We start from the raw sequence: 14,454 nt of genomic DNA on the forward strand, positions 1-14,454 counted from the left end.
ATTGAGCTGTCGTGAAACCGTCATGCGGGCCCGCAAAGGCTCGGCCGCTTTCGCGTGCCTGAACCTGCCCAAACATTGGGCAGTGTCCGAAGCCGCGCCCAATCGCCCTGCCGCCTTGGCCGGGTTGGTTTGACACCGCAGACGATCTGCGAAACGATTTTGACGGCACAGAACGAAGCGACCACAACAAGGCATCAGCAAGACAACGTGACCAACCAGAACAACAGCCTTTTCCGGCGGCTCGACGAATTGCTCAGGCAGATCTACCCGACACATGACACCGACGCGTTGTCGCGGCGGGTTGTCGATGTTTTCTGGCCGTCGCAAACCCATATGCGCAAGCTGGGGCGCAAACCGGGAAACCGGCTTTGGTCGGAACGCGACAGTGTCCTGATCACCTATGGCAACTCGATCGAAGACGGCTCGCACAAGCCTCTGGACGTTTTGCATGACTTCCTGATCCGCCACCTGGATGGCGTTGTGAACGGCGTCCATATCCTGCCGTTCTTTCCTTTTACCTCGGATGACGGGTTCGCCGTGTCCGACTATTACACGGTCAGTCCACAGTTGGGGGACTGGGCCGATATCATGCGGATCGCCAGCGATTTTCACCTGATGTCGGACCTGGTGTTGAACCATGTGTCCAGCCAGGGCGAGTGGTTCAACAACTATCTTATGGGCAAAGCGCCCCATGACGGGTTCTTTTTCGAGGCTGAACCGGATGATGACCTGTCCAAGGTGGTCCGGCCGCGTACAACGCCCCTGTTGCGCAAGGTGGACACCAGCCGTGGCGAGCGGCATGTCTGGTGCACCTTCAGCCACGATCAGGTCGATCTGGATTTCAGGAACCCCGAAGTTCTGATCGAGATGCTAAAGGTCATACGCCTGCATATCGACAAGGGTGTCCGCATATTGCGGCTGGATGCCGTGGCCTTCCTGTGGAAAGAGGCCGGCACGACATGCATTCACCTGCCGCAGACCCATGCGGTCGTCCGGTTGCTGCGTCTTTTGTGCGATTATACCTCGGAAACCGTGGTTTTGCTGACGGAAACCAATGTGCCAAGGACCGAGAACCTCAGCTATTTCGGCAACAGGAACGAGGCGCATGCGGTCTACAATTTTCCGCTGCCGCCGCTGATCCTGCATGCGTTGCAGGCGGGCACGGCGCGGTATCTCAGCCGGTGGCAATCGACCATGCCCCCGGCGCAGTTGGGATGCGCCTATCTCAATTTCACGGCCAGCCACGATGGCATCGGCATGCGCCCCGCCGAAGGTGTTTTGCCCCCGGACGAGCGCGACCGGATGATCGAAACGGTTCGTGGCCTGGGCGGGCTGGTCTCCATGCGGGCCCTGCCGGACGGGCGCGAGGAACCCTATGAACTGAACTGCAGCTTTTTCGAGGCGCTGCGGGCGACGTTTGAAGGCGAGGACCAGTACCATCTTGCCCGCTTCATTTGTTCGCAATCCGTCGTGATGTCGATGGAAGGCATCCCGGCCTTTTACATCCACTCCCTGCTGGCCACGCCGAATGACCACGAAGCGGTCGAACGCCGTGGCATGAACCGGGCGATCAACCGTCACCGGTGGCATTATCCCGACCTGCTGGCGCAACTGGCCGATCCGGGGTCGAACCAGTCCCGCGTATTGTCGGAACTGTCCCGCCGCCTGAAGCTGCGGTCAAGACAGCCCGCATTTCACCCGAATGCAACGCAATTCACCTTGCAGCTTGACGACCGTGTCTTCGGGCTTTGGCGTCAGAGCCTGGATCGAAGCCAGTCGATTTTTGCCCTGCACAACCTGTCCTCGCAGCCCGTCACGGTAAGCCCTTCGGCGGTCAACCTCATTGCGGATGACAGTTGGACTGATCTGCTGAGTGGCGAAATCATTGACGGTGACGGGGGCGATATTGGGCTGGCCCCCTATCAATGCCGGTGGATCACGAACGTGGTGACGGGGTGAACTCATCCAGATCCGCGGCAACGGCGGTTCGCAGGTTAGCCAGAAACTCCGTATCGGCGGCGTGGACGCGGTTCCAGGTGGGAATGAAAGGCGTTTCGTTGGGTGTTTCCAGGAAAATCTGCCCCGCCCGAATGATGTTTTCCGCAAAAAGTTCGATCGACTTTTCTTCCTTGTGCCGGTCCAGCACCAGCCCGTTCATCTTGGCATCGTTGTAATACCCGTCCAGCAGGTCCAGCGCTGACCGGTAATATGTCGCCTTGAGCGTGCGGAACGTGTTCTGGGTAAACACGGTGCCGTCCGCCGCAAGCTTGCGAAAGATCGCCTTGCAGATATCAGTCGACATGCGGCTCAGGCCCTTGGTGGCATCCTCTTGGGAAAGAACCTGGTGCTTGTGGTCGTAATTGTCGGCAATTTCGACCTGGCAAACGGATTGCGGAGCCAGGTTGCGCCACGCTTCGGACAGGACACCGATTTCCAGCCCCCAGTCCGAGGGTATCCTCAGGTCCGGCAGCGTTGGGGTCCGGATCGCGAACTCGCCGGAAAGCGGATAGCGAAAGCTTCTGAGAAAGTCGATATAGTCGCGGTCTCCGACCACCCGTTTCAGGGCGATCAGCAGTGGGCTGATCAGCAACCGGGTGACGCGGCCGTTCAGCTTGCCGTCACCGACGCGGGGATAAAAGCCCTTGGCCATCTGATAGGGAAAGGTTGGATTGACCACCGGATAGATCAGCCGATCCAGCATTTCGCGGTTATAGGTCAGGATATCGCAATCGTGGATGGCCATTACCGAACTGTCCGCGCAGGACAGCAGATAGCCCATGCAGGTCCAGACATTCTTGCCCTTTCCCGGTTCTTGCGGGGCCAGCCCGCGCGCGGCAAGCCGGTCCTGCATCTCCAGCATTCGGGGGCTGTCATTCCAGATGACGGTATGCTGCTGTGGCAACCGGCTGAAAAAGGCCCGCGCGTGGCGGAATTGTTCTTCGGTTGCGCGGTCCAGACCGATGACGATCCGGTGCAGGTAGGACACCTGAGACAGCTCGTTCAGGATATTTTCCAGCGCCGGCCCTTCAAGTTCCGAATACAGGCAGGGCAGGATAAGCGTCACCTTGCGCGTTTCCGCAAACACGGCGATTTCCCGCGTCAGATCCGCTGCGGGGCGGTTTCTGAGATTGTGCAGCGTAGTGATGTTTCCGTTTTGATGAAAGTCGGCCATGTCGGTTCCCGTTGGTCGCTTATGTGTCTTTGGTCAGGGTGAGTATGGCTTCGGCCCAGCCTGCCGGCCCCACCTGGGTTGTTCGCAGTATGCGGCCTGATTGGTCCGATGTCAGGGGCGCGATCCCCGGCCCGTGCGGGTTTCGGACGATGACGCCAATATCTGCGGCCATGATCATCTCGGCATCATTGGGGGCGTCGCCCAATGCGATGGTCCGGTCGGGCTTTAGCCTGGCTGTGACTTCGGACATTGCATCGGCCTTGGTCCTGCCTGATGAAATGGTCAGGAACCGGCCGCCCTGCCGCGCGCTCAGACCGGCATTTTTCAACGCGGCCAGAAACGTGTCCAACTCTGCGCGGGTGCCGGTCCAGACACCGGGTTCGCTGAACTGTCGTTGGCGGGCACGGCTTGCCGCCTGACTGTCGAGGCCGGTCTGGTCCGCAACCTCTTGCACGGTCATGTCGCCAAATCCGACAAACCCCACGGGAAGCGTCTTTATCGTCTTGCGAAGATCCGCATAGGTCTGGGCGTCCCCGATATCTGTTTCACCGGACCACAAAATCCCGGCCCCGTTTTCGACGATGGCAGGCCAGTCCGAAGACCCGATTTCGTCGCGCAGGGGGATCATCTCGGCCGAGGTCTTGCTGCTGGCAAGGACAAGGCCCGCCCCCAGCGCCCGCAGCCGCGCCAACCCCGGTCTGGCTTCGGCCCAGCCATAGTCGCCGTGGCTGAGCAAGGTGCCGTCCAGATCCGAAAAGACCAGCAGGGAAAGGTGGTGCGTCATTGCCGCCATACTGCCATTCGGCGCCTGCCATTCAATTGTGCAATTGGGCAATAGGGTCCGAATCTGCCTAATTTCGCGAATAAATTTTGGCCTGTGCTGAATTTTTGGGCGACCTTTGGCGGGGCGGGCAGGTCGGGGGTGCTGCGGGCCGTCAAAATTTTGTTGGTCAAACCGTCCTGCGGGATGCACAGTTCCGCCTGTTTCGGGTCACATGGTTTCCAAAGGGAGAGAGCAAATGAGCGTCGCCAACCTTCGTCCCAACATGGATCACTGGTCCAGCCGCGTGGACCTGGCCGCGGTGTTCCGGTGGACGGAACGTCTGAACATGCATGAAGGCGTCGCCAACCATTTCAGCCTTGCCGTCAACGATGACGGAACGCAGTTCCTGATGAACCCCAACCAGATGTATTTCGGGCGCATCAAGGCATCTGACCTGCTGTTGCTGGACGCGAACGACCCCGAGGTGATGCGCCAGCCGGGCGCACCGGATCCAACGGCCTGGGGTCTGCACGGCGCCATCCACCGCACATGCGCCCATGCGCGCTGTGTCATTCACGTCCATTCCATTTTCGCCACCGTCCTTGCGACACTGGCCGACAGCACCATCCCGCCGATCGATCAGAACACGGCAATGTTCTTCAACCGCTATGTCATCGATTCCGAATTTGGCGGTCTGGCCTTTGAAAGCGAAGGTGAGCGCTGCGCCGCGATGCTGACGGACCCGCGCATCAAAGTGATGATCATGGGCAACCATGGCGTTTTGGTGATCGGCAGCGACGTCGCGGATACGTTCAACAGGCTCTATTACCTGGAACGCGCGGCGGAAACATATATCCGCGCCTTGCAGACCCAACAGCCGTTGCGGGTTTTGTCCGACGAGATTGCCGAGAAAACCGCGCAGGAAATCGAAGACTACCCCGAGCAGGCCGCCGCCTTTCTCCGAGAGATCAAGGCCGTTCTGGACGCTGAAGGATCGGATTACGCGACCTGAACCCGGCATTGTTTATCGCGGCGACGGATCTAAGCCCGCCGGCGAAGGGCGCGTGGTGTCGTGGAAAACTCTGCCCGGAATGCGCGGGTCAGGGCGCTGGGGTTTTCATACCCTGCACGCAGGGCAATCTCGGCGATGGTCAGGTCCGTTTCGGTTACCAGTTTTCGCGCCAGCCCCAGGCGCAGGCGGCGATAAATCCGCGCCGGACCCGCCCCCAGATCGGCCCGCATCCGCGTTTCCAGCATTTTCTGCGATCGTCCGACCCGGCGCGCAATCTCGGGAATGGGCAGCGGGTTTTCCATGTGTTCCTGCATCAGCGCCAGCGCCCGGTTGACCGGGCTGCTGGCCGAACCCGCACCGCCGAAATGCGACCGGCCCGAGCCGCGGGTCATGAACAGCTGCGCCACCTCCAGCGCCAGCGCCTGACCCTGGTCCTGCCCGATCAGGTGCATCACCAGATCAAATGCCGCCATTGCGCCGGAACAGGTGATGCGGTTGCCGTCGATCACGAAACGCTCTCGGCAGGCGGTGACCTCGGGAAAACGCTCGGTAAACGCGGTCAGTTCTTCCCAGTGGATCGTTGCGCGGTGCCCGTCCAGCAGCCCCGCCTGCGCCAGCAGCCAACTGCCGGTATCCAGTCCGGCCAGAACGTCGAACCGCGTCGCGGCTGCACGCAATCCGGCCTGGGTGCGCCATCCGCCATGCGCCCGAAACCCATAAGAGGGCATCACCATCAACAGATCACCCTGCGCATCGGCCAGTCGGTCATGCGGCGCCACCTGCAAGCCCGAGGACGACGTCACCGGCCCGCTGTCCAGTGAAAGGAACCGCCAGTCATAACATGTGCGCCCGCTCAGCGTGTTTGCCGCGCGCAGCGGCTCGACCGTGTTGGCAAGGCAATGGTTGGAAAACCCGTCAAATAGCAGCACACCGACATGCTGCGTCGCAGAGGGGGATTTTGTCCAAACTGGCATGAACATATTCTAAACCTGCATGATATTGGTCGCAAGCCTCGTCAGGATACCCTTACCCTCAGACGCGGAGTTCCCAGAATGCAATATGGCCTGACCGACGAGCAGGAAATGATCGCCTCGACCGTCCGCAGTTTTGTCGAGAACGAGATTTACCCCCACGAGGACCTTGTCGAACGCACCGGAGAGGTCCCGCAGGACATTGCAGACGAGATCAAGCGCAAGACGATCGAGTTGGGCTTTTATGCCTGCAACTTTCCCGAAAGTGTCGGTTGTGCCGGGCTGAACCACCTGGAATTTGCGCTGGTCGAGCGGGAACTCGGCCGAGGTTCGATGGCGTTGAACCATTTCTTTGGGCGGCCACAGAACATCCTGATGGCCTGCAAGGGCGAGCAGGTCGACCGCTATCTGATGCCTGCCGTGCGCGGCGAAAAGATGGATGCGCTTGCCATGACTGAACCGGGCGCGGGTTCGGATGTGCGGGGCATGAAATGTTCGGCCCAGCGCGATGGCGGCGACTGGGTGGTCAACGGCACCAAGCATTTCATCTCGGGCGCGGAACATGCCGATTTCATCATCGTGTTCATCGCCACTGGCGAGGATCAGACGCCGAAAGGCCCCAAGAAGCGCATCACCGCCTTTCTGGTCGATCGCGGCACGCCGGGCTTTACCATCCGGGACGGCTATAAATCGGTCAGCCACCGTGGTTACAAGAACATGGTGCTTGATTTCGACGATTGCCGCCTGCCGGATGCGCAGGTCCTGGGCGCGGTCGATGGCGGGTTCGAGGTGATGAACACCTGGCTTTATGCCACGCGGATCACCGTGGCAGCGATGTCCGTTGGCCGGGCGCGCCGCGCGTTTGATTACGCGCTGGATTATGCCGCAACCCGCGAACAGTTCGGCCAGAAGATCGGCAAGTTCCAGGGCGTCAGTTTCCAGATTTCCGACATGATCACCGAGATTGACGCGGCAGACCTGTTGACGCTTGCAGCCGCCGACCGGCTGGACAAGGGTCTGCCCGCCAATCGCGAAATCGCCTCGGCCAAGCTTTACGCCTCGGAAATGTTGGCGCGGGTCACCGATGCGGCGATCCAGGTGCATGGCGGCATGGGCCTGATGGACGACTATCCGCTGGAACGTTTCTGGCGCGATGCGCGGGTCGAACGGATCTGGGACGGGACCAGCGAGATTCAGCGCCACATCATCAGCCGCGACCTGTTGCGCGCGCTGGGCGCGTGACGTCGGGGCCCAAGGCATGCACATCCTGAACCGCGCGCTCAACCCTGCCTCAATCGCTGTGATCGGCGGCGGAGCATGGTGCGCCGAGGTCATCCGCCAGGCCCGCCGGTTCGGGTATCAGGGCGCGATCTGGCCCGTGCACCCAAAGGCAAATGCGGTCGTCTCAGAACCCGCTTTTCCAACCATCCAAGACCTGCCGCACGCGCCTGATATCGCGTTCATCGGCATCAACCGCCACGCAACGATCGGGACCGTCGCCGCGCTCGCGGCACTTGGGTGCGGCGGCGCGGTCTGCTTTGCCTCGGGCTTTACCGAGGCGCGGGCCGAAGACGATTGCGCCGCCGACCTGCAGGCGCAACTGGTAAAGGCCGCCGGTCGCATGCCGATCCTCGGGCCGAACTGCTATGGGTTTGTAAATGCGCTGGACCGGGTGGCGATCTGGCCAGACCAGCATGGGATGCACCCGGTCGACCGGGGCGTCGCGATCCTGACCCAAAGCTCCAACATGGCGATCAACATGACCATGCAGCGCCGGGCGCTGCCGCTGGCCTTTATGCTGACCTGCGGAAACCAGGCGCAGACGCATCAGGCCGATATCGCCTTGTCTCTGCTGGACGATGACCGGATCACCGCCATCGGTGTCCATATCGAGGGGTTTGGCAATCTGCGCAAATGGGAAAGGCTTGCGGCCAGGGCGCGCGCACGCGGTGTTCCCGTGATCGCGCTGAAAGTGGGGCGTTCCGCCCAGGCGCAGGCCGCCACGATCTCACACACCGCCTCGCTGGCGGGCGGGGATGCCGGGGCCCAGGCCTTTCTGAACCGCCTGGGATTTGCGCGTCTGAACGACGTGCCCAGCTTTCTGGAAACCCTCAAGCTGTTGCATGTCACCGGCGGATTGGACAGTGGCGGGCTGGGGATGATCAGTTGTTCCGGCGGCGAGGCCAGCCTGGCCGCTGACATGGCCGTGGGCCGGGCGGTGCATTTCCCACCCCTGACCCAAACGCAACGCGCCGATTTGCGCGCGGCGCTGGGCCCGATGGTGGCGTTGGCGAACCCGCTGGATTACCACACGTATATATGGCGCGACGCGCAGGCGATGACCCGCGCCTGGTCGGCGCTGTCGGGGTCGGATGTGGCTTTGACCATGGCCATTGTCGACTATCCGCATACCGACGCGCAGGATTGGGAATGCGCGACCCAAGCCGCCCTGAATTGCGTGGCCGCAACAGGCAGGCCTTATGCGGTTGTTTCGACGATGCCGGAACTCATGCCGCAATCGGTGGCGCAGCGCCTGATGGCGGGCGGCGTGGTGCCTTTTGCCGGACTGCACGAGGCGCTGGCCGCCGCCGAAGCCGCCCTGCGCCGGTCGCCAGACCCTTGCGACCCGGTTGTCCCGCCGTCAAAGGAGGGCGCAGACCAGACCCTGACCGAAGCACAGGCCAAATCGGCGTTGGCCGAATATGGGCTGCCGGTCCCGCGCAGCAGAGTTGCCCGGGCACAGGATGCCGTCCCGGCGGCGCAGCGGTTGGTGCCGCCTTTCGCGGTCAAGGGGGTCGGGTTTGCCCATAAATCCGAACATGGCGCCGTGCGCCTGAACGTCGGGTTTGACATGCTGGATGAGGCCGCGCGCCAGGTCGGAACCGAACAGGTTCTGATCGAAGAGATGGCCACCGGAGCGCTGGCAGAGTTGCTGATCGGGGTCACGCGCGACCCGGCGCATGGTTACGTTCTGACGCTGGGTGCGGGCGGTGTGCTGACCGAGCTGTTGCACGATACGGTGTCAGTGCTGGTTCCCGCCTCTCGGGCCGCGCTCAGAACCGCGCTGGGCCAATTGGCCTGCGCGCCGCTGTTGGCTGGCTATCGTGGAAAACCGGCCGTCGACATGGACGCGGTTCTGGATGCGGTCTTGTCCGTTCAGGCCTATGTCATTGCCAACGCGGCAACGGTCGGCGAAGTTGAAATCAATCCGCTGATCTGCCTCGCCGATGGGGTGGTCGCCGTGGATGCCCTGATCCGAAAGGCAAGTGAATGACCCCGATCAAGACCCGCCGCGACGGCGCAATTCTCGAAGTGACGCTGGACCGGCCCAAGGCGAATGCGATTGACCTGGCCACAAGCCGCATCATGGGCGACGTCTTTCGTGACTTTCGCGATGACCCGGACCTGCGCGTTGCGATCCTGACAGGTGGTGGCGACAAGTTCTTTTGCCCCGGCTGGGATCTGAAGGCCGCCGCCGATGGCGATGCGGTTGATGGCGATTATGGCGTCGGCGGTTTCGGCGGCTTGCAAGAGATGCGCGACATGAACAAGCCGGTGATCGCTGCGGTCAACGGAATTGCCTGCGGTGGCGGGCTGGAACTGGCGCTGAGCGCAGATATGATCCTGGCGGCGGAACATGCCAGCTTTGCCCTGCCCGAGATCCGCTCGGGCACCGTGGCAGACGCGGCCAGCGTAAAGCTGCCCAAGCGCATCCCGTATCATATCGCGATGGAGCTGCTGCTGACGGGCCGCTGGTTCGACGCCGCCGAGGCGCATCGCTGGGGTTTGGTGAACGAGATCGTCCCAGCAGATCAATTGATGGACCGGGCGTGGGATCTGGCGCGGTTGCTGGCAGGTGGGCCGCCGCTGGTCTATGCGGCGATCAAAGAGATCGTGCGCGAGGCCGAGGATTCGCGGTTTCAGGACATCATGAACAGGATCACCAAGCGGCAATTGCAGACGGTCGACGTGCTTTACGGGTCAGAGGACAACCTGGAAGGGGCCCGCGCCTTTGCCGAAAAGCGTGACCCGCAATGGAAGGGCCGCTGACACCGGTTCTTTCTGGACGCGGATACGGGTTCAGGACTTTTCGAACAGGGCGATAACGGCGGTGTCATCCTTGTTGGGCCCTGCCGCCAGGTCGCCATAGATCCGGGTCTCGGTCAGTGTCAGGTTTTCGATCTGCCCCTGTTCCAGCTTGCCCAGGGTGGCGGCGAATCCTTGCGCGTCAAAGTGTCGGGCATTGATCGACAGCGCGAACTGGGCGCCGGGGCGCGCAACGCGCAACAATGCGGTCAGGGCTTCGGGGCCAAGATGGCCATGGGTAAAGGTGCCTGACGACACGATGCCCGCATAGGTGTCGCGCGGTACCGGTATGCCCTGGTTCAGATCAGCTTCGATCGCGTCGCGATAGATGTCCTTGCGCATTGCCTGGTCCAGCATTTCGACGCTGATATCCGTGGCGTCGATCGGTCCGACGCCCAATCCGGCCAGTACCGCGCCGCACAGGCCAGTCCCCGCGCCCACGTCCAGCACGGGCCCCTGGCCCCCGGCACCGACAAAGGCGCGGGCGGTATTGATATGCAGCTGATAATCTTCAAGCGCGGCGAACCCTTCGTCATAGTCGCCGGCCCATTCGGCATACAGGCGCTTGTGATCCTCGGGGGATTTCAGCGCATAGGCGGCATGCAGGTCGGGTTTTGTATCGCTCATGGAATCATGAAGGCGCAACAGGGGATTCGAATCAAGTGCGTCCATGCGGCGCTTGCATCCCAACGCGGGTCAGATCATCAAAGACTTATGACGAACACGCTTCTTTCTTTCGGTCACGGGTATTCGGCCCAGGCGCTGTCGCGGCGTCTGGCCGGGCAGGGCTGGCGGGTTGTTGGAACCACGCGCAATTCCGATCAGACCCCCCATATTCGCGCCTCGGGCGCCGAGCCGCTGATCTGGCCGGGCACGCGGCCCGATTTTGACGGTGTGACGCACCTGCTGATTTCAACGGCACCTTCGGCCGAGGGCGACCCGGTTCTTGCCGAACTGCGCGACGAAATCACCGCCCGCGCGGCCCAGTTTGCATGGGTCGGATATCTGTCGACAACGGCGGTTTACGGCGACCATCAGGGCGATTGGGTCGACGAATCCACGCCTCCGGCCCCGACCGCAAAACGCGGCCAGTGGCGGATCAAGGCCGAGCGGCAATGGGCCGATATCCCCAACTTGCCGCTGCATATATTCCGGCTGGCCGGTATCTATGGTCCCGGGCGCGGGCCGTTTTCCAAGCTCAGGCGCGGTGGATTGCGGCGGATCATCAAGCCCGGTCAGGTATTCTCGCGGATACATGTCGACGATATCGCGCAGGTTCTACAGGCCTCGATGCTGCGTTCAAATCCGGGCGCGATCTACAATGTCTGCGACGATGAACCTGTCCCGCCGCAGGATGTCATCGGCTATGCGGCCAAGCTGCAGGGCCTGCCCCTGCCACCCGCAGTTCCGTTCGATCAGGCCGATCTGACCCCGATGGCGCGCAGTTTTTACAACGAAAACAAGCGTGTCAGAAATGCCCGGATGAAGGACGAGCTGGGCGTCACGCTTTTGTATCCCAACTATCGCGTCGGGCTTGAGGCGCTGATGAAGGATCAGACGGCGGACTGACGCGCCAATTCCTGCATCGCGTACCGCGCAGCCGGTCCCTTTTGCATCGTTCAAGGGGATACACGCCGTGCGACCAGGTGATAGCTAAAACCTATTACTTCCATCAATAAACAAAACTTATATTAATGAATGAAAGTTGCTATCCCTACCCAGGTATCAATGGTGTCCGACCGCACCGTCATGACCGGGGCCGCAATGCCGCGCCGACATGATCGCGTAACGCTGGGCGGATACGTTTTTCGAACCCGTAACCCTGCCGACCGCCGAACGGTCTGCACGAAGCAATACGCATCAGCTACGAATGGAGCGCGAAATGGACGGAAGCGACAACCCAAACACGGCAAAATGCCCGGTGATGCACGGCGCATCGGGCGTGCGGTCAAACCGGGATTGGTGGCCCAACCAACTGAACCTGTCGATTCTTCACCAGCACGGGCAGGCGTCCAGCCCGATGGGCGCGGGTTTCGACTATGCCGAAGAATTCAAGTCACTGGACCTGCAGGCGCTGAAGGATGACCTGTACGCCCTGATGACGGATTCGCAGGACTGGTGGCCCGCCGATTACGGGCATTATGGCGGATTGTTCATTCGTATGGCCTGGCACAGCGCGGGCACATATCGCACGGCGGATGGCCGGGGCGGCGCATCGACGGGCACGCAAAGGTTCGCGCCTCTTAACAGTTGGCCCGACAACGGGAACCTGGACAAGGCGCGCCGCCTGCTGTGGCCGATCAAGCAGAAATACGGAAACAAGATTTCCTGGGCCGACCTGATGATCCTGGCCGGGAACTGCGCCATCGAATCCATGGGTGGCAAAACCTTCGGCTTTGCCGGCGGCCGTGCCGATGTCTGGGCACCCGAAGAAGATATCTATTGGGGTGCGGAAACCGAATGGCTGGCCACCAGCGATAAGGAAAACAGCCGGTATTCCGGTGACCGGGATCTGGAAAACCCGCTGGCCGCGGTGCAAATGGGTCTGATCTACGTGAACCCCGAAGGCCCGGATGGCGAACCGAATATCCTCGCGTCGGGGCGTGACATTCGTGACACCTTTGCCCGCATGGCCATGAATGACGAGGAAACCGTTGCGCTGGTCGCCGGGGGCCACACTTTCGGCAAGGCCCATGGCGCCGGGGACCCGGGCATGGTTGGTCCCGAACCCGAGGCCGCCCCGATCGAAGAGATGGGTCTTGGCTGGATCAACAAGTTCGGTTCGGGCAAAGGCGATGACACCACCACCAGCGGTATCGAAGGCGCTTGGACCGCAAACCCGATCCAGTGGGACAACGGCTATTTCGACCTGTTGTTCGGCTATGACTGGAACCTGACCAAAAGCCCATCGGGCGCATGGATCTGGGAACCGGTCGGCGTGAAAGAAGAAGACATGGCCCCGGCAGCGCATGATGCGACCAAAAAGGTCAAGACCATGATGACCACCGCCGACATGGCGATGCGCATGGACCCGATCTATGGTCCGATCTCGAAGCGGTTCCACGAAAACCCGGACGAGTTTGCAGATGCATTTGCCCGGGCATGGTTCAAGCTGACCCACCGCGATATGGGGCCGCGCGCCCGGTATCTGGGGGCCGAAGCCCCGACCGAGGACCTGATCTGGCAGGACAACGTACCCGCCGTGGATCATGACCTGATCGATGACGCGGATGTGGCAAACCTGAAATCCGCCATTCTGGCCAGCGGCCTGTCGGTTTCGGATCTTGTCTCGACCGCCTGGGCCGCGGCGTCCACGTTCCGGGGGTCGGATATGCGCGGCGGGGCCAATGGGGCCCGAATCCGTCTGGCTCCTCAAAAGGACTGGGAGGTAAACGAACCGCTTAAGCTGTCGGGTATTCTGGACGTACTTGAAGGCGTTCAAAAATCCTTCAACGACGCGCAATCGGGCGCCAAGAAGGTTTCGCTGGCCGACGTTATCGTTCTTGCCGGTGGCGTTGCCGTGGAACAGGCTGCCAGCGCTGGAGGCCAGGACATCCAGGTGCCCTTTACGCCCGGCCGCACTGATGCAACGCAGGATCAGACCGATGTCGACTCCTTTGCGGTGCTCGAACCAATTGCCGACGGGTTCCGGAACTACCAGAAATCCGAATACTCGGTCTCGCCCGAAGAGCTGTTGGTCGACAAGGCCCAACTGCTTGGGCTGTCCGCGCCCGAGATGACCGTACTGGTCGGCGGGTTGCGCGTCATGGGTGCCAATTTCGATGACGTCCGTCACGGCGTATTCACGGACAATGTCGGCACGCTCAGCACGGACTTCTTCGTCAACCTTCTGGACATGGGAACCGAATGGAAACCTTCGGCCGATGCATCCGGTGTATACGAAGGCCGGGACCGCGCCAGCGGTGCAGTGAAATGGACCGGAACGCGCGTTGATCTGGTCTTTGGGTCAAACTCCCAATTGCGGGCCTTGGCCGAGGTTTATGGCCAGGCCGACGCCGCAGGCAAATTCGCCGAGGACTTTGTTTCGGCCTGGGTCAAAGTCATGAATGCCGATCGGTTTGATCTGACCTGAACCCCGCGACACCCCAAGCAAATGACGCCGCCCGACAGGACTCGGGCGGCGTTTTCATTGGCGGTATCCGAGGCGCCTACCAAGCATTGGGTACGATTCCGCCAAAAGGGTGTTCTTTCCCTTGCTCAAAGCCTCTTTTTGGTCGTTTCGCAGCGGGAAATGTTACGCTAACATGTTGTTTTCATTAAGGGTTGAAAGAAACCGGACGGAAATGTGAAGTTTTTTCAAATTGGGGGTTGCAGGTCCCAGACCTAATCCGTAAATACCCCTTCACCGGCGCTGCTGAGGCGGTTGCTGGGACGCTGGGAACGGCGGAGACGCATCGGAGAGACGGTGGGCATCTGAGGTTTGGAATTG

At 61.4% G+C, this 14,454-nt stretch carries 11 protein-coding genes; 7 read left to right on the forward strand and 4 right to left on the reverse strand.

Annotated features, from left to right (window positions below):
* The first annotated feature begins 207 nt into the window (after nucleotides 1–207).
* Entirely contained in the window at nucleotides 208–1,959 is a 1,752-nt protein-coding gene (locus tag ACXAG8_RS17025) for a sugar phosphorylase (RefSeq protein WP_475229736.1), read from the forward strand.
* Here the strand turns inward: ACXAG8_RS17025 and ACXAG8_RS17030 are convergent.
* The gene (locus ACXAG8_RS17030) at nucleotides 1,937–3,172 is read right to left on the reverse strand and encodes a glycosyltransferase family protein (RefSeq protein ID WP_475229678.1); all 1,236 of its coding nucleotides are present in this window, start codon (nucleotides 3,170–3,172) and stop codon (nucleotides 1,937–1,939) included. The two genes, ACXAG8_RS17025 and ACXAG8_RS17030, sit on opposite strands and share 23 nt — an antisense overlap.
* A 19-nt stretch (nucleotides 3,173–3,191) precedes the next feature.
* The gene (locus tag ACXAG8_RS17035; protein ID WP_475229682.1) at nucleotides 3,192–3,956 is read right to left on the reverse strand and encodes an HAD-IIB family hydrolase; all 765 of its coding nucleotides are present in this window, start codon (nucleotides 3,954–3,956) and stop codon (nucleotides 3,192–3,194) included.
* Nucleotides 3,957–4,191: 235 nt separating this feature from the next.
* Here ACXAG8_RS17035 and ACXAG8_RS17040 point away from each other — a divergent pair, with 235 nt between their 5' ends.
* The gene (locus ACXAG8_RS17040) at nucleotides 4,192–4,947 is read left to right on the forward strand and encodes a class II aldolase and adducin N-terminal domain-containing protein (protein ID WP_475229690.1); all 756 of its coding nucleotides are present in this window, start codon (nucleotides 4,192–4,194) and stop codon (nucleotides 4,945–4,947) included.
* A 29-nt stretch (nucleotides 4,948–4,976) separates the two neighbouring features.
* Here ACXAG8_RS17040 and ACXAG8_RS17045 read toward each other — a convergent pair whose 3' ends face one another.
* Nucleotides 4,977–5,921 carry a GlxA family transcriptional regulator gene (locus tag ACXAG8_RS17045; RefSeq protein ID WP_475229693.1) on the reverse strand — a complete coding sequence of 315 codons (945 nt, stop codon included), beginning with the start codon at nucleotides 5,919–5,921 and terminating at the stop codon, nucleotides 4,977–4,979.
* Nucleotides 5,922–5,999: 78 nt separating this feature from the next.
* Between ACXAG8_RS17045 and ACXAG8_RS17050 the strand changes: the two genes are divergently transcribed.
* The 3 genes from ACXAG8_RS17050 to ACXAG8_RS17060 are packed head-to-tail and all read left to right on the forward strand — an operon-like array spanning nucleotide 6,000 to nucleotide 9,968.
* On the forward strand, nucleotides 6,000–7,160 hold the full coding sequence (locus ACXAG8_RS17050; RefSeq protein ID WP_475229698.1) for an acyl-CoA dehydrogenase family protein: 1,161 nt from the start codon (nucleotides 6,000–6,002) through the stop codon (nucleotides 7,158–7,160).
* A 16-nt stretch (nucleotides 7,161–7,176) separates the two neighbouring features.
* Nucleotides 7,177–9,192, forward strand: coding sequence for an acetate--CoA ligase family protein (locus tag ACXAG8_RS17055; protein ID WP_475229701.1), 2,016 nt, complete (start codon nucleotides 7,177–7,179; stop codon nucleotides 9,190–9,192).
* A complete protein-coding gene (locus tag ACXAG8_RS17060; RefSeq protein WP_475229706.1) occupies nucleotides 9,189–9,968 on the forward strand; it encodes a carnitinyl-CoA dehydratase in 780 nt (259 codons plus the stop codon). The genes ACXAG8_RS17055 and ACXAG8_RS17060 overlap by 4 nt, the downstream gene beginning before the upstream one ends.
* 30 nt (nucleotides 9,969–9,998) lie before the next feature.
* Here the strand turns inward: ACXAG8_RS17060 and ACXAG8_RS17065 are convergent, their stop codons facing one another.
* A complete protein-coding gene (locus ACXAG8_RS17065) occupies nucleotides 9,999–10,631 on the reverse strand; it encodes a class I SAM-dependent DNA methyltransferase (protein ID WP_475229709.1) in 633 nt (210 codons plus the stop codon).
* An 87-nt stretch (nucleotides 10,632–10,718) separates the two neighbouring features.
* On the opposite strand from ACXAG8_RS17065, the gene ACXAG8_RS17070 reads away from it, so the two are divergent.
* A complete protein-coding gene (locus tag ACXAG8_RS17070) occupies nucleotides 10,719–11,573 on the forward strand; it encodes an SDR family oxidoreductase (RefSeq protein ID WP_475229711.1) in 855 nt (284 codons plus the stop codon).
* A gap of 313 nt (nucleotides 11,574–11,886) precedes the next feature.
* Nucleotides 11,887–14,097, forward strand: coding sequence for a catalase/peroxidase HPI (gene katG / locus ACXAG8_RS17075; protein ID WP_475229715.1), 2,211 nt, complete (start codon nucleotides 11,887–11,889; stop codon nucleotides 14,095–14,097).
* Nucleotides 14,098–14,454 lie beyond the last annotated feature (357 nt).

It is taken from the genome of Ruegeria sp. ABD4_443 (assembly GCF_056160865.1).